This window comes from uncultured Flavobacterium sp. (assembly GCF_937967675.1).
In the GTDB taxonomy this organism is placed as follows: domain Bacteria; phylum Bacteroidota; class Bacteroidia; order Flavobacteriales; family Flavobacteriaceae; genus Flavobacterium.
Genome location: NZ_CALBSN010000034.1, coordinates 13,212 through 35,133, shown reverse-complemented (window position 1 = coordinate 35,133; position 21,922 = coordinate 13,212). Strand labels below are relative to the sequence as shown.

The 21,922-nt window shown below is 30.5% G+C and carries 21 protein-coding genes; 6 read left to right on the top strand and 15 right to left on the bottom strand.

Features of this window, described 5'->3' with window-relative positions:
* Position 1 precedes the first annotated feature (1 nt).
* The 9 genes from Q0075_RS02010 to Q0075_RS01970 all read right to left on the bottom strand — a co-directional run bounded on the left by Q0075_RS02010 (position 2) and on the right by Q0075_RS01970 (position 9,644).
* The gene (locus Q0075_RS02010; protein ID WP_297868067.1) at positions 2 to 2,023 is read right to left on the bottom strand and encodes a T9SS type B sorting domain-containing protein; all 2,022 of its coding nucleotides are present in this window, start codon (positions 2,021 to 2,023) and stop codon (positions 2 to 4) included.
* 16 nt (positions 2,024 to 2,039) lie between these two features.
* Positions 2,040 to 2,891 (bottom strand): ABC transporter permease, encoded by an 852-nt coding sequence (locus tag Q0075_RS02005; RefSeq protein ID WP_297868066.1) that lies wholly within the window; start codon positions 2,889 to 2,891, stop codon positions 2,040 to 2,042.
* A gap of 7 nt (positions 2,892 to 2,898) precedes the next feature.
* Complete coding sequence (locus Q0075_RS02000; protein ID WP_297868065.1) at positions 2,899 to 3,795, bottom strand: ABC transporter ATP-binding protein; 897 nt, start codon at positions 3,793 to 3,795, stop codon at positions 2,899 to 2,901.
* Between the two features lie 134 nt (positions 3,796 to 3,929).
* Positions 3,930 to 5,240: an AarF/UbiB family protein gene (locus Q0075_RS01995; RefSeq protein ID WP_297868064.1), complete on the bottom strand. Its 1,311-nt coding sequence runs from the start codon at positions 5,238 to 5,240 to the stop codon at positions 3,930 to 3,932.
* 11 nt (positions 5,241 to 5,251) lie between these two features.
* Positions 5,252 to 5,911, bottom strand: a complete 660-nt coding sequence (locus tag Q0075_RS01990) for a TetR family transcriptional regulator C-terminal domain-containing protein (RefSeq protein WP_297868063.1) — start codon at positions 5,909 to 5,911, stop codon at positions 5,252 to 5,254.
* A gap of 143 nt (positions 5,912 to 6,054) precedes the next feature.
* A complete protein-coding gene (locus tag Q0075_RS01985; protein ID WP_250581122.1) occupies positions 6,055 to 7,113 on the bottom strand; it encodes a nucleoid-associated protein in 1,059 nt (352 codons plus the stop codon).
* Positions 7,114 to 7,198: 85 nt separating this feature from the next.
* Entirely contained in the window at positions 7,199 to 7,750 is a 552-nt protein-coding gene (locus tag Q0075_RS01980; protein ID WP_297868062.1) for a hypothetical protein, read from the bottom strand.
* 81 nt (positions 7,751 to 7,831) lie between these two features.
* Positions 7,832 to 8,719: a tetratricopeptide repeat protein gene (locus Q0075_RS01975; RefSeq protein WP_297868061.1), complete on the bottom strand. Its 888-nt coding sequence runs from the start codon at positions 8,717 to 8,719 to the stop codon at positions 7,832 to 7,834.
* A 10-nt stretch (positions 8,720 to 8,729) separates the two neighbouring features.
* A complete protein-coding gene (locus tag Q0075_RS01970; RefSeq protein WP_297868060.1) occupies positions 8,730 to 9,644 on the bottom strand; it encodes a glutaminase in 915 nt (304 codons plus the stop codon).
* A 200-nt stretch (positions 9,645 to 9,844) separates the two neighbouring features.
* On the opposite strand from Q0075_RS01970, the gene Q0075_RS01965 reads away from it, so the two are divergent.
* From Q0075_RS01965 to Q0075_RS01950, 4 genes are all read left to right on the top strand, one after another.
* Complete coding sequence (locus Q0075_RS01965) at positions 9,845 to 10,465, top strand: hypothetical protein (protein WP_297868059.1); 621 nt, start codon at positions 9,845 to 9,847, stop codon at positions 10,463 to 10,465.
* Positions 10,466 to 10,475: 10 nt separating this feature from the next.
* Positions 10,476 to 11,813 carry a 2TM domain-containing protein gene (locus tag Q0075_RS01960; protein ID WP_297868058.1) on the top strand — a complete coding sequence of 446 codons (1,338 nt, stop codon included), beginning with the start codon at positions 10,476 to 10,478 and terminating at the stop codon, positions 11,811 to 11,813.
* 24 nt (positions 11,814 to 11,837) lie between these two features.
* Positions 11,838 to 12,206, top strand: a complete 369-nt coding sequence (locus tag Q0075_RS01955) for a 2TM domain-containing protein (protein ID WP_026724644.1) — start codon at positions 11,838 to 11,840, stop codon at positions 12,204 to 12,206.
* An 85-nt stretch (positions 12,207 to 12,291) separates the two neighbouring features.
* On the top strand, positions 12,292 to 13,044 hold the full coding sequence (locus tag Q0075_RS01950) for a LytTR family DNA-binding domain-containing protein (RefSeq protein ID WP_297868057.1): 753 nt from the start codon (positions 12,292 to 12,294) through the stop codon (positions 13,042 to 13,044).
* Here Q0075_RS01950 and Q0075_RS01945 read toward each other — a convergent pair whose 3' ends face one another.
* From Q0075_RS01945 to Q0075_RS01925, 5 genes are all read right to left on the bottom strand, one after another.
* Positions 13,045 to 13,725 (bottom strand): ABC transporter ATP-binding protein, encoded by a 681-nt coding sequence (locus tag Q0075_RS01945; protein ID WP_297868056.1) that lies wholly within the window; start codon positions 13,723 to 13,725, stop codon positions 13,045 to 13,047.
* 912 nt (positions 13,726 to 14,637) lie between these two features.
* Entirely contained in the window at positions 14,638 to 15,657 is a 1,020-nt protein-coding gene (locus tag Q0075_RS01940; RefSeq protein WP_297868055.1) for a COX15/CtaA family protein, read from the bottom strand.
* Positions 15,658 to 15,731: 74 nt separating this feature from the next.
* Positions 15,732 to 17,147: an HD domain-containing protein gene (locus tag Q0075_RS01935; RefSeq protein ID WP_297868054.1), complete on the bottom strand. Its 1,416-nt coding sequence runs from the start codon at positions 17,145 to 17,147 to the stop codon at positions 15,732 to 15,734.
* 25 nt (positions 17,148 to 17,172) lie between these two features.
* On the bottom strand, positions 17,173 to 17,556 hold the full coding sequence (locus Q0075_RS01930; RefSeq protein WP_297868053.1) for a GxxExxY protein: 384 nt from the start codon (positions 17,554 to 17,556) through the stop codon (positions 17,173 to 17,175).
* Positions 17,557 to 17,591: 35 nt separating this feature from the next.
* Positions 17,592 to 18,152, bottom strand: a complete 561-nt coding sequence (locus Q0075_RS01925; RefSeq protein WP_297868052.1) for an L-threonylcarbamoyladenylate synthase — start codon at positions 18,150 to 18,152, stop codon at positions 17,592 to 17,594.
* Between the two features lie 41 nt (positions 18,153 to 18,193).
* Between Q0075_RS01925 and Q0075_RS01920 the strand changes: the two genes are divergently transcribed.
* Positions 18,194 to 19,225, top strand: coding sequence for a polysialyltransferase family glycosyltransferase (locus tag Q0075_RS01920; RefSeq protein ID WP_297868051.1), 1,032 nt, complete (start codon positions 18,194 to 18,196; stop codon positions 19,223 to 19,225).
* A 1-nt stretch (position 19,226) separates the two neighbouring features.
* Here the strand turns inward: Q0075_RS01920 and Q0075_RS01915 are convergent, their stop codons facing one another.
* Positions 19,227 to 21,059: a DUF3413 domain-containing protein gene (locus tag Q0075_RS01915; protein WP_297868050.1), complete on the bottom strand. Its 1,833-nt coding sequence runs from the start codon at positions 21,057 to 21,059 to the stop codon at positions 19,227 to 19,229.
* An 86-nt stretch (positions 21,060 to 21,145) separates the two neighbouring features.
* On the opposite strand from Q0075_RS01915, the gene Q0075_RS01910 reads away from it, so the two are divergent.
* Positions 21,146 to 21,910, top strand: a complete 765-nt coding sequence (locus tag Q0075_RS01910) for a lipopolysaccharide kinase InaA family protein (protein WP_026724653.1) — start codon at positions 21,146 to 21,148, stop codon at positions 21,908 to 21,910.
* Positions 21,911 to 21,922 lie beyond the last annotated feature (12 nt).

The window sequence follows — 21,922 nt, the reverse complement described above, 5'->3', positions numbered from 1 at the left end:
CCTAACGTTTTAGTGTAAAGTGACCTTTTATAATTTTTCCATTTGTTAATTCCAATGTGAACCAATAATCGTTTGAGGGTAAATTACTTCCATTAAATGTGCCATCCCAAGCTTCAGTATTAGCATTATACTGTTTTATTAATTTTCCATATCGATCAAAAATACTAACTGTACTATTTTGTAAATTTCTTTTTCTTAAATTTTTGATATACCAAGTATCATTATAATTATCGCCATTAGGAGTAAAGTATTTTGGATAATCTAAAATGTAAAATGTTCTTTTAGCAACACCACATTTTTTCTTATCGTTGACATAAACGGTGTATTCGCCCTCTAATAAATTGGTGAATATATTAGAATCTTGATAATTAATGTCGTCTAGTGAAAATTCATAATTACCTAAACTAGAGGCTGAAATTTGAATAGTAGCTGAGTTGTTTTCTTGAAAATCGTTAATGAATATATCTTCAATCGTTGCAATTCCAGAAGCTTCAACTGTAAATGTTTTTGTTTTGGAGCAATTAAATGAGTTTGTTACCGTAACTTCATAACTTCCGCCAGAATTTACGGTTATTTGTTGGGTAAATTGAGGTGGATCTGTATTCCACTCATAAGAGGTAAAACCGCTTCCAGCATCTAAAGTTAATATAGAATTTTCACAAAGGCCAATAGTCTCATCCGCTAAAATAGTATCAAATGTATTTACTACTAAATTCACAGGATAATCCGAATAACAACCTTGAATATTCATGATTCTAGCATAAATGGTTTGATTGTTTGGAATTGTATTGGTATAATTTGTTGGTAAAGCTGTTGTGCTTGTAGGTATTTCAAAAAATGAAATGTTATAATCTGTAGGAAGGTTTGTGAATAATTGATTTTTGATAACATCTAAATCAAAAACTGTTTTTCCATCTTGATTAGTATCAGCATCACATTCTGTAAATAAATCTTGATTGATTACTAATGATTCTGCGTATTCGATTTTAAGTGTATTGGAAGGAGGAGAACACGTGGTGCCATAAAAAATGTTTACCGTATAATCTCCTGCAGATGTAATAGAGTAAGTAGGATTAGTTGCGCCAGGTATTGGGTTTGTGTTTCTAAACCATTGGTATCCAGTTGCTCCAGCTTGAGTAGCATCAACAGTTAATGTTTCGCTAGGACAAAGTGGATTACCTGTTGCAATTAAGCGATCGTCACCTAAATCGATTCCGAAGTTAAAACTTCCTCCACCTAAGAATATGGCAGAGTCAAATCGATGGTTTCCTTCGTCAGCGATTACTAATTTAATGTGATAGGTTTCTCCTGGAATAACATCAGACTCTGCTTTCAAAATTTTGGTTTGACCATTAAAATTAGTGGGATGGTTCGTGTCATTGAAAGCATCAAAATAGGCTTGATTGGCTGGTGGACAAATCGTTCCAGAGCCTCTCACAGTATTCACTTTTACAGGAATATTGGTACCTGGAACCACTGCTAAATTTTGATAATTTGTCTCTCCGTTTCTTTTTAATAAAAATGCAAATCCATCTGTGAAATTACATTGATTTGACATTGGATTTGATAAATATTGTTCGGATGAAAAAATATAATCAAAGCTTATTCTATTTCCCAGTGGGATGAAATCAAATTCTAAAACAGTTGCGTTGAAAGTATTGCTCAAACCTAATGCTTGATTTAAATCGGGATCACCGTTCCAACCCATATTTCCACCATCGTCTGATAAAGAAGTATTTGGGCCTTGCGCATTAACGATTTTTCCTGTTGATAAAACGATACCATTCTGAAAAGGGAAAGAAGTTCCAGTGGCATCAAAATAACCAAAACTTTTTTCGCCACTTGCAAAGTTTCCCCCTGAAACACTAACATTTAAAACATTAGCGCAGGAACTGTTTATTAAAACATCATTTACAAGATATTGTGGTGTATAACCTTCGTCAACTAAAATGTTTTGAGCGTTTCCGAATTGGATTACCAATGCGAAAAGTAAGACAGAAATGGTGATTTTAAAAGTATTCATAGCATCGGCAAAGATACTATAAATCGCGCTTTTTAAGAATGTAATAAGATGTTAAAATAAATATAAAAGTCCAGACTAAAACAATGCTAATTTGCGAGAAATGAATACTATAATCTTTTGCTGTTTGAGCACCTCCAACGGCATTTTCAATCGTTTTAATAGCGCTTAATCGGGTAATTGGTTCTTTTACTAAATTACTCATTGCTTCTATTGGGAAGTACTGAATAATGGTATCTCCAAAGTTTTTATGTTTGTCATCGCCACCTAAAATTACAAATTTTACTAACCAATAAAAGATATTTTCACCTACAAACCAAACGAATAAAAATCCTAAAGCAAAAGCACTTCGTTTTACTAAAATCCCTAAGAACAAACAGAAAGAGAAAAAGGCAAAAAGTTTGATGAAAAAGGCTAATAAATATTCTAAATCACTAAAAACGATTGATAATTCATTGTATGATGAGAAGGAATAACCTAAAATTAAAGACATTATGAATACAAAAATTGTTGAAGCAGCAGCGAAAGAGCTAACAACTAAAAATTTAGAAAGTATAAATTCCTTTTTGCTTAATCCGTCAATAAGGTTTTGTTTTAGCGTTCCGTAAGTGTATTCGTTTGCCATCATCGAAACAATAACTATGGCTAAAAATATTTTGAAAAATGCCGCAACATAAGTGTTAAAATGCCAAATGTAAGGGAAATTGAAAATCCCTTGGTCAGCAATTCTAATCTCGAAAGTTCCAATACTAAATTTAATAGATGCAATTAAGGCAATGAAACTTAATAAGACAAAATAGGTTAATAATAAAACGCGACTGGCTTTGTTTTTCCAAATTTTTTGAAATTCTATAGATAGTAATCTTTTCATCGGTGGATTAGTTTTTTGTTAATTCAAGGAATTGTTCTTCAAGGCTGTTTTTTCTTTTTACTAAGTGTTCTAAAACAATGTTTTGCTCAAATAAATACGAATTCAAATCTTGAGCGGCAATGTCTTGTTTTAGATAAACCATTAGTTTTCCATCTTCTTCAATAGTGTTTTCTACAAAAGGGTGTTTGTCTAAAACGGTCTTCAATCGAAGCATATCGTTTGATTTTAGTTCGAAGAAACTGTTGTTTTCAATCATGTTGTGCACGGTTCCTTGATACAACATTTCGCCTTTTCGTAAAACTACCACATGACTACATACTTTTTCCACTTCGTCTAATAAATGCGAAGCCAATAGAATTGTTGTTCCTTGTGATGCAATTATTTTAATAATATCTCGAATTTGACGAATTCCTTGCGGATCTAAACCGTTGGTAGGTTCGTCTAAGATTAAAATTTCTGGGTCGTTTAATAGGGCAGAAGCAATAGCCAAACGTTGTTTCATTCCTAAAGAATAGGTTCTAAATTTATCGTTTTTGCGCTCTAAAAGTCCAACTAATTCTAACTTTTCATCCACTTTTGAAAATGGTGTTCCTTTGATTTTACAAACCAATTCCAAATTTTCTTTAGCGGTCATGTATGGATAAAAGTTGGGTCTTTCGATTATGGCGCCGACTTTTTTCAATGCGTCATGCGTAGCGACTTTTCCACCAAACCATTCAAAATCGCCTGAGGTTTTATTGACCACGTTTAATACAATTCCTAAAGTGGTTGATTTTCCTGAGCCGTTTGGACCCAAAATACCGTAAACATTTCCTTTTTTGATTTCGAAAGAAACATTTTTAACGACGTGTAAGTGTTTATTGAAAATCTTGTTGAGATTCGAGATTTTTAAAATGGTTTCCAAGTTTGTTCGTTTTTTTGATTTATTAGTAAGACGAACGAATTTTAGATTTGTTACGGATTGAAGTGAATGTCAATAAAAAAATCCCTAACATTATGGCTTAGTTAGGGATTTTAAGGTATTGCTTGGGGCAAAAATTAATATTGAATAAAGTTGTTGATTTTCACATTTGTAGCTTTTAAATCGTGCATCAAATTGTATAAACCAAAAAAGGTTCTGTTTATATATATGAAATGCTTTGAACCACGATTACCGTTCATGTTTCGTAATTCGGTGTTTTTAGAATAACGTTCTCCTAAATCAGCAATTTGACCGAAAAATTCCTCATCAGAAAAATCAAATTCTTCCACATGGAAAGGTCGTGCAAATAAGCTTAATAACTCATGAAACATTTCGGTGAAGAATTCAATTTCTTCTTTCGTGTCTTCTTTTCTTAAAATTTCTAATTCGTATAATTTCGATTGGAAGAATTCTGGATTATTCAAGTTTTCTTTTTTCGCCAATTCGAAATAGGGTACATAAAAATCATTCGGAACTTCTTTTATACATCCAAAATCTAAAGCTACTAACTTTGTATCTTTAGTAATTAAGAAATTTCCTGGATGTGGATCGGCATGGACTTTTCTCAAATTGTGCATTTGGAACATGTAAAAATCCCAAAGCGTTTGTCCTAAAATATTCGATTTCTCAGCATCGGTATTATGAGCGGTGAATTCTGATAAATGTTCGCCAGTCATCCAATCCATCGTAATGATTTTCTCCGAAGACCATTCAGGATAGTACTTTGGAAATATCAAATTTGGAATGTTTTGGCAAGCTTCGGCCATCTCAATACTTTGTTTCACTTCGTTGATGTAATTGGTTTCTTCAATCAATTTATCTTCAACTTCTTTGAAATATTTATCCGAATCTTTTCCTTTAATGTTGAACATTTTGATGGCTATAGGTTTCACTAAAGCCAAATCTGAACTAATACTTTCTGCCACACCTGGATATTGAATTTTCACAGCAAGTTTTTTCCCATCTTTGGTAGCTTGGTGCACTTGACCAATGCTAGCCGCATTTATCGAAGTGGCATTGAAGGTATCGTATATTTCGTTTGGTTGTTTACCAAAGTAATTTTTAAAGGTTTTGTTTACCAATGGAGCCGACAACGGTGGAACAGAGAATTGTGCCAACGAGAATTTCTCCACGTAAGCTCTTGGTAAGATATTTTTATCCATGCTTAACATTTGAGCTACTTTCAAAGCACTTCCTTTCAATTGCTTTAAACTGTCATAAATGTCAGCAGCGTTATTTTTGTTTAATGATTCTTTAGCTTCTTCTTCGGATTTGGTGATTTTATCTCCGTAATATTTAAGATAATTCACACCCACTTTAGCTCCTGTTTGAATGAGCTTAGAAGCACGTTGGATTTTTGATGTTGGAATACTATCGATTGTTTTCATATGGTTTTTGCTTACATTTTAAATGCGCCTCTTTCGTGCCACATGAATTTTCCAAAATCGATTAAACTTTTAAAAGGAGTAGTATCCATTAAATCAAAACTGGTATTGACAGATTTTTCAATGAAAATATCGGTTTTTTCGAATGAAATTGAGGTGTCTTCAATCCAAAACTTCAAAGTGAATAAAAATTGGAACCAAGCCATTTCACTCATTGTTTTTTCTTGAATTTCGATTAACTTTTCTTGTTTTAAATCGATTTTTTCAATGTCTAAAGTGTCGTAAAACTGTTTGAAGCTTTTTCTTAATTCGCTCAATTTTGACAAACTTTTCAATTTGTTTTTGTCTTCTTTTAATAACGCTACCACGAAACTTCTGTTAGCAGTTAACATTTCGAAATAAGTGAAGTAGAAACTCAATAATTGGGTACGAGCATCGTATGAAGCGAATTCTTCACTATTTCCTAATAATTCTAATGTATTATCAAATAGCGAAGTGAAAAAGTTTTGCTCAATTTGGTTAAAAGAAGCGTAGTATTTGTAAAACAAACCTTCCTCAAAACCAGCATGTTTGGCAAACAAATAAACCGATTGCGGTTGCTTGTTGTGTTCTAAGAAATAATCGATGTATAAACTTAAAATGCCTTCTTTGTTTATTTCTTTCTTTTTTGCCATGATTTTAAATATTTTTCTCAAAGGTACAGAATGTTTAATTTAAAATCAAAAAAGTTAAACAGAATATTTTGTTAAAGTTCTTTCAAAAAAAACCTCAAGTACAAAAGTTGTACTTGAGGTTTAATAATTTGTATGTAAATACCTTATGATTTCTGCTCTTTATTAAAGTAAACCAAGTAGTAATACATCTGTTTTTCTTCGTCCCAACCTTTTTCTACAAATTTCTCCGCGCTTTCTGGGTTAATAAAATCCAATTTGATTTGGATATTGGTGTCCAATTGAATTGTGTTTTTTAACGAACGACGTACATCTGTTACCGCAGCATTAGCAATTGGAAAACTTGAAACGTCTTCGATGCTGTATTTCGCACCTTTATCCACTTTATAATTTTTGAATTCTGGAATGAACTCAGGATTTTGCATTACTTCATTTAAGAAAGCAGTTTCTTCAAATTCATCATTTTTCGCAAAGTGATTGATAGCACGGTTCATAAACAATACTTCTTGTTGTTTGTCTTCTGCTGGTAAAACTACTTCTTTGGCAAACTCTTGACAGAATTTTAAGTATTTCTTTGTCATGAAGTTTTCGTCTTGAAACGCATCAACTGATAAGAAATGTTCTAACCAATAACGCGCATCGTAACGGTTGCTATCTACAGTTAAAATTTTGTAACCTTCTTCTTTTTTGTAATTGAAAATAATACAACCTTTGTCCAACTTATTCAAGTTGATTCCTTGTTGTAAAATCATTTCTAAGTTGTTTCCGTTTTCTTCGAATTGTAAGAAATCGGTTTGAACTTCACTTTTGAAAACTCCTATAGCATCTACTACATTATTATCAATAGAAACGTGCGTAAAATAAGCAACATACACTTCTCCGTTTTTTATATGCGGATGATTCGATTGTTCGAAAAGGTGTTTTGTGATTTTTTTTGAAACATTGTGAATTTCGCTTGGGTTATTGAAAACTTCGGTAGCAAAATTGTACATTTCGTTGTATTCTAAATCTACTTCATGAGCAAACTGAAAGTAGTTTTCTTCTTTTTCTCTGAAAGGTTTAAAGAAAAATTCCTTCAACAAAGGCATAATTTCATCATTCAACCCGTATGGATTTTCAGATAAGAAAATAGCTTCGTTTCTACTTTTGTTTCCTACTCTATGAATCGATAGGTTTTCGATATGTGCGTTAAATAAGTTGATCATTCTTAAAAGTTTGTAGTTTTTTTGTTTATTGTTAATGGTTATTTTTAAACAATAAACAACCAACAATAAACAATTAACAAATTAATTAATTCCAGTTCTCTTCAAATCCCATGTCTTCGAAGCTGTCATCGCCATCAAACATGTCGAAATCATCGTCATCGAAATCGTCTTCAAAGTCACCGTAGATATCGTCATTTGATAAATCGCCTCTCAATCCGCTTTGACCTGCTTCTGCTGGTAATTCGCCATGAGAAAATAATAACGCAGGATAGGTTTCGCTAGCTTCTTTTTCTTCTTCAATTGCAGCTAATTCCACGAAGAATGTCCACATACTAAAGAAATCATACACATAGACCATTTTTGTATTGTCTTGGTGCATTAAATCTTCGATTTTGAAATCCACCATAGTTTTCATTTCGCCAGGAACTTCGCCTGTGTCAAACAATGGAATTTCATCTTCTTCGTTCCAAGTCCAATCGTCTTCACAAGTGAAAAACGAACCTGTTTCTGTTCCATCAAAGCCAAATGCGTTTACGATAGCATTGTGTAAATCTTCTAAGGTGTTGTCGCTTTCAATGGCAATATCTCTAAAAATATCTTCTTCAGCATCGAGAATCACTCGGAATTTGTAAATCATAATCTTTGAAATTTTAAGAACTGCAAAAGTAATTATTATTTATGAGAAACTTTTTTGCTTTTGCGAATTGTTGATAAGATTTTATTTTAGGTCGTTGATTTTTTTTCTAGACATTTCCTTAGCTTGTTCATCACCAACCTTTTCAATTTTTTGATAATATTTTATAGCATTTTTTTTATCAGAAAGACGTTCGTAAATCAAACCGATATTACTCAGTACAATGGTATCATTTGGATTTATTTTCTCTGCTTTTAAATAAAGTTCTAACGCTTCATTATTTTTATTTTCAATTAAAAATGTCACGCCATAACTGGAAATTACATACAAATCATTAGGAAAAGTATCATACATCCTTTTTGCTACTTTTTTTAAATTTTCATCTGATTCGGCTTGGAAAAGCGTGTTTTGGTATCCTTGAATAGCATCAATAAAGAAGTTTTCAGGATCATCTAAAATTTTATCATTTGACCACAACCATTTGTGTTTGATTTTATTAGAGTGATCAATTGTATTTAGTATTTGGTTACTGAATAAATCAAATTTTTCAAATTCACCCAAGGTATGAATCTTTCCAAAACGTAAATCTAATCGATTCGGATATAATGAAATAGCTTTATCGATAATACTTTGTGAAATGGCGAATAACGAATCATTTTTAGAAACATAAGAATGCAGGTATCCTGATTTATTTCCTAAAGAATCAGTCAAAACCAATGCGTCCTGATTTTTTGTAGGCTCTTCTTTTGACAATTGAAGTAATTCTTGTTGTGATTCTCTGAAATAAAAATTAAAGGCTGCTATGAAATACTCCACATCATTTTTATTGCTTTTTTCCCATTTTTCAAGAATTTCTTTGACTTCTTTCGCATTATAATCCTCATTGTTGAATTTAGATTGAAATTGGTTTTTAAAATTTTGCCCAACTAATGTAATTGGTAAGATTAAAAGGAGTAAAATTACTTTGTTCATTTTTTTTAGTTTAAAATATGGATAAGGAGGTTTCAGTCGTCAATCGTTCTAAGGTTTCTAATCCATAAAATGAATTTCCTTTTTTGTTTAATTTCGGACTCCAAACGGCAACCGTGTAATGATTTGGGAAAACAGCAACTACGCCACCGCCAACACCACTTTTTCCAGGAAGCCCAACTTTAAACGTAAATTCGCCAGCTTGGTCGTAAAAACCACACATTTGCATTAAAGCATTCATGCGTTTGCATTTGCTAGTCGAAAGGAATTTTTTATCGCTTTTTGGAATGACACCATTATTCGCAAATACTTGAAAACACTTGGCTAAATCAACGCAAGTCATTTCAATAGAACATTGATGGTAATAAAAATCTAAAACCGCTTCGGGTTCGTTTTTGATGTTGCCAAAGGATTTGATAAAGTTCACCAAAGCTGCATTTCGGTAACCAAAAGTTTTTTCGGATTGAGCTACATTTTCGTTGTAATTGATATTTGGATTTTCGGTCAGTTCTCTCACGAAATCAAGTAGGAATGCTTTTGGATTTTCAAAATGCTCTAACATTAAATCGGCAACAACCAAAGCACCAGCATTGATAAACGGATTTCTTGGAATACCATTTTCATTTTCTAGTTGTACCAAGGAATTAAACGAATTTCCAGAAGGTTCATAACCTACGCGTTCCCATAAATCGTTTCCAATTTTAGAAAAAATAAGCGAAGTGGTAATGACTTTTGAAATACTTTGAATTGAAAATTTCTCTAAAGCATCGCCTTTTGTAAACACGTTTTGATATTTGTCTACCAAAGCAATTCCGAATTTATTAGCATCAATTTTTGCTAATTCTGGAATGTAATCGGCTACTTTTCCAGTGTTTTCGATTTGAATGACTTCGTTGTAAATTCCGTCTAAAATATCTTGGTATGCCATGAAACTAATTTTGGTAAAAGTAATTAAAATTAGGAAAGCTACAATTCATCCTCAAAAAATGACAGTTCGGTTACTTTCAATTTTATGGGCGCGATTTCTGTTGCAACTTTGCTTCATCAAAATAAGATAGTTCAAGCGCAAGAACAATAACAAAATCAAAATCAAAAAACGAACAATTTAACCATTAAAAAAAATTTATCATGACGAAATTAATCACTATCATCGCAATGTTTGTCGCTTCAATTGTATCAGCACAAACTCAGTTTGACCAAGGAATGAAAAAAGCCTTACAAACTTGGAAAGACGGAAATTCAAAAGAAGCGGTTGCGCAATTAGAACGAATTGCTTCAGTTGAAAAAACAAATTGGTTGCCAAATTATTACGTCGCTTTTATCACAACAACACAAGCGTTTGGTGAAAAAGACAAAACTAAAATGGAGTCTTTACTGAAAACAGCTCAAAAAGCACAAGATGTTTGTAACGAGTTAGCACAAGACAATCCAGAAATTTTAGTAATGCAAGCTATGATTCACACCGCTTGGATTGTATATGATCCAATGACAAACGGACAAAGATTATCGGGCGATGTAATGTATATTTTGAATAAAGCGAATAAAATAGCTCCTGAAAACCCGAGAGTTGTGTTCCAAAAAGCTTCGTTTGAAAAAGGTATGGCGCAATATTTTGGACAAGATACGAAATCAATGTGTGCCCAAATTGAAAAAGCAATCGAACTTTTTGCTACTTTTAAACCTGAATCGGCTTTGCATCCAAGTTGGGGATTAGATAGAGCACAAGAGGAAGTTAAGGCTTGTAAATAAAATTTTTAAAATGAAATATTCAAGAGAAATAGTTAAAGCAATAGTAATTGGAATTGTAGTTTTTGCAATACTTCAAGGTGTGAATTTATTAATCAGCAGAAGTTTGCCAAGTCTTACAACTTTAAAGTGGAATTTCATTTTTACAATGTTGTATAGTGTGGTGCTTTATTTTGCTAATGCTTTAATTTTTATCCAATTAGATAAGTATTTTGAAAAAAATAGATTTCATTTAAAACGATTAGTAATCGGATTTTTAGCTTCGTTTTTAGTTTCGGGATTAGCTATTTTCTTTTTGCGAATGTTAGAAGACGTTGGCTTTGAAGACAAAACAATTCAAGAATTTATTCAAAACGAAATGCCAGCTAATTATGTTGTAGCAATGGTGATTACAATTATTGTTTCTTTAGTAATTCACTTGGTTTATTTCTACAAATCGTATCAGGAAAATAAATTAAAAGAACAAAAAATTATTGCAGGAACGGCTTCGGCACAGTTTGAAAGTTTAAAAAATCAAATCGATCCACATTTTCTTTTTAATAGTTTGAATGTGTTAAGTTCTTTAATTGAAGAAAATCCAGAAAGTGCTCAAAAATTTACAACTTCGCTATCCAAGATTTATCGTTATGTTTTGGAGCAAAAGGATAAAGAATTGGTTTCGGTAGAAGAAGAATTACAATTTGCTAAAACGTACATGAATTTACTGAAAATGCGATTTGAAACCAGCATCACATTTGAAATTCCAGAAGGATTTGATAATGAAGAAGCTAAAGTGGTTCCGCTATCATTACAACTATTATTAGAAAATTGCATCAAGCACAATGTAGTTAGTGAAGCAAAACCGCTACATGTAAAGATTAGTATTGAAAATGGTCAGTTAGTCATCACTAACAATCTTCAGAAAAAAGAAGTTTTACAAGACCGAAAAGGAGTAGGATTACAAAATATAGTGAATCGCTACGGAATTTTAACCAAAAGAAAAGTATTGGTAGAAGAAAACGAAAAAGAGTTCAAAGTTTTACTACCAATTTTAACCAAACAAATAAGTATTATGGAAACAACATACAATTATAATGAGCAAACGGCTTATGACAGAGCATCAAGAAGAGTCAAAGAAATAAAAGAGTTTTACGGAAGTTTAATTTCCTATTGCATCGTAATTCCGGTTTTAGTGTTTATCAATTTTAGAACTTTTTCTGAATTTCAATGGTTTTGGTTTCCGATGTTAGGTTGGGGATTAGGATTGTTATTTCATGGATTAAAAGTATTTGGTTACGGAAGTTCGTGGGAAGAACGAAAAATTCAAGAGATTTTGAAAAAAGATCAGGGGAAAAACAATAAATGGGAATAATTAAATTTTAAAAAATAAGAAATCATGAGTTTACAAGATAGAATCAATAGTAGAATGGATAAAGAAGCGTTTAAAAACTTTATTCCATCCAATGCCGAAGAAGCTAGATATTATGAAGCAGTTAAAAGAGTTAAGAAAATCAAAGGATTTTATACGCACGCTGTCGTTTATTTGGTCATCAATATTATGATTGTGATTATCAATATTCAAAATTTAAAAGATGGCGAAAGTTATTTTCAAGCGCATAATTTCTTCACCGCTTTCTTTTGGGGATTAGGACTATTAGCACACGGATTGTCGGTATTTTTGCCTGATTTTATCATGGGAAAAAACTGGGAAGAACGAAAGATTAAAGAATTTATGGAGAAAGAGAAGGCGAATAAGTGGGAGTAATTAGTCGCAGTTTTCAGTCACAGTTAACAACATGAATGAAACTGATAATTTGAACCTGAAACCTGAAACTTGAAACAAAATAACAATGAATATTATTATCATAGAAGACGAAAAACCAGCAGCACGATTGTTGCAACGTAAGGTTGAAAAATTAGGATTGCAAGTGAATACCATGTTGCATTCAGTGGAAGAATCCATTACTTGGTTTCAAAACAATGCACATCCTGATTTGATTTTTTTAGACATTCAATTGTCTGATGGTTTGTCGTTTGAGATATTTGAGCAAATCGATATTAAAAGCGCAGTGATTTTTACAACTGCTTATGATGAATATGCTTTGCGAGCTTTCAAGTTAAATAGTATTGATTATTTATTGAAACCTATCGATGAAGAAGATTTAGAAGTCGCTGTCAATAAATTCAAAGCTAGAAATCAAGTACAAAATATTTCATTAGATTTTGAAGCGATTAAGCGAATGTTGGTCAATCCAGTGGAAAAGGAATACAAAAAGCGTTTTTCGGTAAAAATAGGCCAACAATTAAAAGTGATTTCAATTGATGAAGTAGAATGTTTTTACAGCGAAAACAAAGGAACTTATATTCACACTTTAGACAATCGCGATTATTTAATCGATTCCACTTTAGAAGTTGTAGAAGCCGAAATCAATCCAAAAGAATTCTATCGTGTAAGTCGTAAATTCATAGTTCCACTAAAAGCAGTAAAAGAGATTCAAGTCTATTCCAATACAAGATTGAAAATTATTTTACCAACTTACAAAGACGATGAGGTAATTGTAGCAAGAGAACGAGTTGGGGATTTTAAGGAGTGGATTGGATAATTATTTTAAACCTAAAAGTTCGATTTTATTCCCAATAGTAATTTTTTTCATTTCACTTTCAAGTTGATTAAATTCTGATTTTAAAACTCTTTTAGAAATGACATTGTTTTCTAGAATTAGGATTTCATCACAAGTATCATTTAGCGTTGAAAAAATATGTGAAGAAATAATTATTATTTTTCCTAGTTCTTTTAATTTATGAATGATTTCGGTTATTATGATATTGCTTTGAATATCAACCCCATTAAAAGGTTCGTCTAAAATGAAATATTTGTTTTCCTGAAGCAAAATAGCCGTTAGGGCTAATTTCTTTTTCATTCCGGTAGAATACTTTGATGCATATTCATTTAACGGTAAGTCAAAAATATTATTTTTTTCGAAGTCAATAGTATTGATATTTCTTGCATTACATAATAATTGAATATATTCTTTTCCAGTAATTTTTGGAAAAAAGTAAGGTTCGGTTACCAATAAACCTAAATGATTTTTTAATATAGGTAAGTCAGATTTTATTTCGCCATCATACGTTTCTAAACCTGCAATACAATTAAATAAAGTTGTTTTTCCGGCACCATTTTCTCCAACTAATCCGTATACTTTACCGCTTTCAAAATGTAAATTTATAGACTGTAATACAACCTTGTTGCCATATTTTTTTGATAAATTTTCAATTTGAATCATTTGAGAAGCTGTTTGAGTTGTTTTAATGATTGAAGGTAAAAATATGGAATTATAATAACTAACAATGGTGGAAAATAAATGCAAAAGCCAAGTAATATACTTTGAATAATATTCATTTTATCTGGATAGGCGGCATATTTTGCTAAAATAATAGTTACAAGGAATAAGTATCCAAATGCTAAAAAAGTTACAATCGCTTCTATTTTATCGAAAAATAAAATGACTAAAATTGTAGTAAATGGAAGAGCTATGAAGGAACTATATAGAATAGAAGTCTTAATTTTTTCGATTAAAAAAGATTTTGGATTTAAATTATAACTCCACACAAAAAACGAAGTTTCGGGAACGGAATAATAAGAAAAAAAGATTAGAAAAACTGAAATTAATGCTGCTATCCCAAGATTTAGATTGGTTACTTCAATTGCTTTAAATAATAAGAATATTGAAATAAGGAATATGTAAAAAGTATTTCTAAAGCCAATTGTGAATTCAAATGGCTGTTTTGAAAAAGGTGTTGGAATTATAAAATTATAAATAGATTTTAAACTTATAAACCCTAAAATGATTGCTAAATTATATAAGCAGGAATAAATAGAAAATTTTTAAGATAGATTAAAAAAGCAATGAAAGGTAGAGCAATTAAAATGTTTTCGGAAATTCTAATGAGTTTATAATCTGAGGATTTAAAACAATATTTTAAAAATCTATTTCGAGTAACTTCACTAAGTTTTAGAATCAGAATACAATAGGTTAAAATATAAAGATAATTTGCATAATCTACTTTTTCAAAAAGGGTTTTGGAACCCAAAATGAAAGCAAAAATCAGAATAAAATAACCTAAAATTATAGGCATTCCATATTCAATAAACGAACGATTTATCATTTTATATTGAAGATGGAAATAGTATTTCATTATTTACTAAATCTATGCAATGTGAACGTCATGGCAGTCAATAAAAAGAACGCCATAATTTGATGTGCTAATCCTAACCAAAGCGGCACGTGAAATAACAAGGTGAAAACTCCTAATAGGAACTGGATAAATACAAAAACCAACAACGTTTTAACTCCGTTATCTTGTCTTTTGTCTAATACAAATTTTCTGCTTTTCATGAATAAGAAAATAATCATTCCAACTACCACATAAGCGAATGTTCTGTGAATAAATTGTACACCACTTTTTCCTTCTGTAAATGCTAAAAGTAAATTCGATTGTTCTAATCGGATACTTTCATGGAAGAATTGTCCGTCGCTCATTAATGGCCAATGATTGTGAATTAAACCTGCATTTAATCCTGCTACAAAACCTCCGTAAATGATTTGAATGATTAGAATTACTAAAGCAATTCGGGCGATTTTTCTTAATTCAGCAACAGGTAATTTTCTTTCAGGATAAATTAAATCCAAAGCAACCCAAAGTGTATAAGCAAATGTAATAAAAGCAAATGTTAAGTGAATCGCTAATCTGAAATGACTCACATCAGGCATGTCTTTTAAACCACTGGCTACCATGAACCAACCCAAAAATCCTTGAAAAGCGCCCATTCCTAAAAGAATAAAACATTTTTTGATGGTTTCGTTATCTAATTTCTTTTTGATTAAGAAATAAACAAACGGAATAATGAAAACCACACCAATAATGCGACCAATAAAACGATGAAACCATTCCCAAAAGAAAATGAATTTATAATCGTCTAATTGAAAATCTTTGTATTGATTTACTTTTTGGTATTCTGGAAATTTCTTGTATTCTTCAAAAGCTTCTACCCATTTTTCTTCCGACATAGGAGGGAAGGTGTCGTTAATTAAATGCCAATCAGTCATGGATAAACCGGAGTTGGTTAAACGAGTAATTCCACCTACAGTTACCATGATAAATAACAAAACACATCCCGAAAGTAGCCAATAAATGACTGATTTATTTGTTTTCATTTTTCTTGATATTCAAAAAGCACCCCAAATTTACGTAATGCGTATTTGAAAAGTGCTTTAACAGATTATAATTTTTATAGTTTTTTCAATCCCATTTTTGAAGCTTTGTTTAGGACAAAATCCTTAGCAGCTTCATATTCATTCGGAATTTCACCTTCTAAAATAGCTTCTTTAACGGCTTCTTTCAAAACTCCAATTTCTCTACATGGTTTTAAACCAAATAATTCCATGATTTCTTCGCCTGAAATTGGTGGTTGAAAAACTCGAACTCTATCTTTTTCTTCAACTTCTACAATCTTCTCTTTTACAATGTCGAAGTTTTTGTGGTATTTCTGAAATTTCTTTGGATTTTTAGTCGTGATATCGGCTTTACATAAAGTCATCAAACTATCGATATCTTCTCCAGCATCAAAAACCAAACGACGCACTGCGCTATCCGTAACAATATCTTCTGCAATTACAATTGGGCGCGAACTCATCGTAACCATTTTTTGCACAAATTTCATTTTGTGATTCAACGGCATGTGCAAACGTTCAAATATTTTTTTGACCATTTTTCCACCCAAAAATTCGTGTCCGTGGAACGTCCAACCTTGTTTTTTGTTGAATCTTTTGGTTGGTGCCTTTCCTATATCATGCAACAATGCTGACCATCGCAACCAAACATCATCAGTATTTGGACAAATATTATCTACTACTTCTAAGGTGTGATAAAAATTGTTCTTGTGTGTGTGACCTTCGACTTCTTCGACATTATTCAAAGCGGTTAATTCAGGTAAAATGATATCTAATAAACCGGTTTGGTACAAATGTAAAAATCCAATTGAAGGTTTATCAGAAGCTAAAATTTTATGTAATTCATCTACAATTCTTTCGCCTGAAATGATGTTGATTCTATCTTTATTTTTTGAAATCGCCTCTAAAGATTCTGATTCGATTTCGAAATTCAATTGCGTAGCAAAACGAATCGCTCGCATCATTCGCAACGGATCATCGGAATACGTAATATCTGGATTTAAAGGTGTTTTGATGATTTTGTTTTTCAAATCTTCTACACCGTTAAAAGGATCAACTAAATCACCAAAGTTTTCAGAATTCAAAGAAAAAGCCAATGCATTTATCGTAAAATCTCTTCGTTCTTGATCGTCTTTTAAGGTTCCGTTTTCAACAAGAGGATTTCTGCTGTCGTGTGTATAAGATTCTTTTCTAGCTCCTACAAATTCCACATCAATGTCGTCATAGCGTAGCATCGCCGTACCGTAGTTTTTGAAAACTTGTACTTTTGGATGAAACGGAATTAATTCGGAAACTTTCAAAGCTAATTCAATTCCGCTACCAACGGCAACGATGTCGATGTCTTTTTTGTGATCTCTGTTTAACAAAATATCGCGAACAAAACCACCAATTACATAGCATTCCAAGTTGAGTTCTTGTGCTGCTTGTGAAATGATTTTGAAGATGTTATGTTCTAAATGTTGTTTGTAATTCATGTTATTACCGCAGATTCGCAGATTTTTATTTTTTTGAAAGTACAACTCTTTTGTGTTCAAGTGATACAGAATTAAAATTAACTAAAAGTGCTAATTCATTTCCTGAAACTTTCAAATAATTTAAACATTGATTGTAATGAGCATTGTTAAAACAATCGACAGTTTTTATTTCTAATATAATTTCATTAAAAACTACAAAATCAGCATAAAATTTATGTTTTAATACTGTGTTTTTGTAATTTACTACATATTCTTTTTCTCTTTCGTATGGGATGTTAGCTTGTTGCAACTCAAATTCGATGGCGTCTTTATATACAATTTCAGAAAATCCTTTCCCTAAATTTTTATGGACTTCAAATAGAACTCCAATAATTTGGTAAGTTTTGTCTTTACATAAAAAATCATCCATAATATAATTTTAATCTGCGAATCTGCGGTGCTTTTTTATTTGCGAATCACTTTTACTTGACTATCTAAACCTAATTTGATAATCGTAGAAGGATTTTTGCAAACTTTATCGTGCTGCAAATTTACTACATAGTCGACACCTTTTATAATTTCAGGGCTAATTTCTTTAAAAGTTTTTGGTGTAAACATTCCTGAGATATTTGCTGAAGTTGAAACCAATGGTTTTTTCATGCGTTCCATCAGTTTAAAGCAAAAAGGTTCGGTAACGATTCTAACACCTAATGTGTTGTCTTCTGCTACGATATTTTTGGCAACATTTCGAGGATTATCTAAAATTAAAGTCGTTGGTTTTTCTGATAAATCTAAAATTTGCCAAGCCACTTCAGGAATTTCTTTGAAAACGTTATACATCATGCGTTCGCCATTCATTAAAACAATCATGCTTTTGGTTTCTTCACGTTGTTTTAAAGCATAGATTTTTTTTACGGCTTCTTCATTAGTAGCATCGCAACCAATTCCCCAAACGGTATCGGTTGGGTATAAAATAATACCTCCATTTTTTATAACTTCGAATGCGTTGTGTACCTCTGTGTTCATAATTTAATTATTTTTACAAAAATATTCTAAAAATTTTAAAAATGAATCAAACATTTGTTGGATGTTCTCTTTATCATATATACATATCCATTTTATTAGCACACCAAGCAAAAAAGGAAGGTAAAAAATCATTATTGATTGTAATTAATGATAGGGTTGAAGATATTGAAAAACTTATCCCTAAAATAAATGAATTACAATTGTTTGAATCTGTTTTGTCAATAAAGAGTTATTCTATTTTAACAGATTTTAAAAAAAATTTAGGACTTTTTAATTATATTTTCAACAGGGAGAAAGGTTTAGTTGAGCTATTTGAAAAAACTAACCCAATTTTAGTTGAGAATGATTTTTTTATAAGAAATTCTGAAATTAATTTATTTCATGTTGTAAGAACTAGAGCCTATTTTTTAATAAAATATCCTAATAATTTATTTAGAATGGTAGAAGAAGGATTAGGTACCTATTTGCATAGAATGCCTAAATCTAGATATTTAAAAAGAAAATATTTAATTAAGTTTCCAATTTTAATGGGCTATGATAAGCAAGTTAAAGAAATTTTAGTACAGCATCCTGAGAACATGAAGGATCAGTTTTTGAGAAATAAATCTGTAAAAATGGATTTAAATTTATTACAACAAAATTTATCAGAAATTGAAAAAAAACAATTGATTAATTGCTTTTTAGGAGATGAAATTACATTTTCTCAAGAAAAAAAAATGATATTAATAACACAGCCTTTGTCTGAAGACGGGCATTTAACAGAAAATGTAAAAATTAAGCTTTATAAAAAAGTTGTTGAAAAAGCAATAAGTGAGGGTTACAAAGTTTACGTAAAACAACATCCAAGAGAAACTACCGATTATACAAAATTGTTATCAGATGTTTCCTTTATACCCAAATTATTTCCAATAGAACTGCTAAATTTATCTAAGGACTTTTCGTTTGATTTAGGATTTACTTTTTATTCAAGTTCATTAGAAAATTTGCAGAATATTAAAAAGAAAGTCGTTTTAGGTATGGAAAACCTCAATAAAATAAATGATATCCTAGATAATGATATAGATTTTCTTTAATTTATTTGTAAAACTTTCTTATTTCGTTCATTGTCTGTAATAGATATTCACTATTTGGTTCTTCATCTAGGACGTTTAAATTATTGTCAACAACGTCTAATAAACCTGATGTGTAAATATTGGTTATTCTATTAGTTTCTACTATAGCAAATTTTTGATTATAACCGCAAATGAAAAAATCCCTTTTAGAAGTGTCAAACAAGTTTTTTCCTGAAGAATACTCTTTAGGACTATTGTTTACTCCTAAATAATTGCTCATAATTGTCGGTGCTATATCATAATGTAGCGTAAGATGATTGTATTTTTTTGGAGCTTTATTATAATCATATAATATGAAGGGTGTGTTGATTTGATATTTTGAAAAATTCCCTCCATGCTGCCAGTATCCTTTTTTAGAATCATTAAATTCTTGTCCGTGATCAGAAGTTATAATTATAATAGTGTTTTCTAATTTATTTTTTTTATCGAGTTGCGATATGATTTTTCCGATTAAATCATCAACATAATGTAAACAATTTTTATACCTGTTAATTAGCGGTTTAGGGTCGTAATCATCATCAAAAGCTAAATAATCAACTTTGTCAAGATACGGTTTAAATGGAGCTTTGTAGTTTTTAGGGAAATCAAAACCATGTGCTGCATCAAAAAATAAGAAACCAAAAAACGGATTTTTTTGATTGTAATTTTCAATATAGTTGGTCCAAGAATTAAAAATACACATGTCTCTTTCCGCAGGTGAATTACCATCAGTATTTAACTTAAGATTTTTTACTTTGGTAAAAACATTTTTATTAAAAGGAGGATTTTCAACAGTAGAACTACTTAATATATTGACGTCATATTTTTGTTTTATAAATTGATCAATCATGACCGGACCTTTATTTATTCCCGTAAATGAGTCAAAATAAGTTGCTGGAATTCCATAAAACATAGAGAAAATCCCCCCTGTAGTCATGTTTGATCCGCTTTTATGATTGGTAAATTCTTGTGCGGATTTTTTAAAATTATAGATGTTTGGAGTTATCTCTTCAGTTAAATAATCATATCTCCACGAGTCAATTACAATTAAAAGAATGTTTTTATTAGTTGTATTATTACTATCTATATTTTTTAATGGATAATTTATAGTTTTAGATTCTGTTTCTATTGCGATTTCATTTTTAGATAAATCTTTATTTACAAGATTTAATTTTATAAATAAATTTTCTGCAGTTAAAGGATAATAAGCAGGAAATAAATTTTTAGTTTGAGTAATTTGTCTATAACTATTTGCGTCAGACCATGCAAATCCTATATGAGAAACTAAAATAATTATTAAAAAAGTAAATGAAAAAGTTTTTATAATTTTTCTAAATTTAGTGTTCTCAAAAGAAATTCTATTAATCAACATGAATAGTAACAGTTGAAAACCAACAACTCCAATAATAAATAAAAATGCAGTAATGTAATTTTCATTTGAAAATTGAAAAATATCGCTTGCTCTTTTGCCAAATGCCAATTTAAAAACCATTGGCGATAGATGGTACCTAAATTGACTAAAAACAATGGTATCTAATTTAACTAGAATTAAAAGTAAACTAGAAGATATAATATTTATAAATTTTGTAAGTAATATTCTTTTTGAAACAAAAAATAGTAAAAGAGAAAGAAACAAAGGAATACTACTTAAAACTGCAAAATGGCCAATTTGTGAAATAATAATAAATATATTTGCATTTATTGAATTTACATTTTCAACAAAATCATAATACTTTATTGAAATTATCAATGTCAATAAAGTATTTACTAAAAAAATGAAAAATAATTTTATTGGAAAAATTGTTTTGGAATGCATATTTTGTTTTTTGCAAAAATATAGTATAGTTGTTGATTATTAACATAAATTTAGTATTAAGTTAATTTAATTTTAAAATATTTTAAATGAAGTATTTAATTCATAATAAGTTTAAAGATTTACAAGAAAGGATTGTTTTTTTGATTGATCATTTTTTAATCGAAGGAAAAATTCTAGTTAACGGACAAAGAAATATAATTAAACTATTTGAATTTGAAGAAATTACGCTCAGTATTAAATCGTTTAAAAAACCAAATTTAATTAACAAAATAGTTTATCGATACTTCAGAAAATCAAAAGCACGTCGTTCCTTCGAATTTGCTTCAAAATTGATGGAAATGCAAATTGGTACTCCTCAACCTGTCGCTTTTTTTGAAAATTATGATTTCATTGGGCTTAAAGATAGTTATTACGTTTGTGAACATTTAGAAAATGTATTTGAATTCAGAGAAATTGTCCAAAATGAAGCTTTTGAAAACCGAGATTTTATTATTAGAAAGTTTGCTCAATTTACCTTTGAAATGCACGAAAAAGGCATTGAATTTTTAGATCATTCACCTGGAAATACTCTAATTCGAAAAAATAACGACGTAAGTTATTCCTTTTTTTTAGTGGACTTGAACCGAATGCAATTTCATGAAACTATGAATTTTCAAACCCGAATGAAGAATTTATCAAAGATTACACATAAGAAAGACATGATTGCAGTAATGAGTAACGAATATGCCAAACTTTCAGGTGATGATGAAAATACAGTTTTTGAAACCATGTGGAAACTAACTTCTGATTTCCAACATCGATTTCATCGAAAAAAAAGAATTAAAAAGAAATTAAAGTTCTGGAAAAAGTAATACCTTTTATAT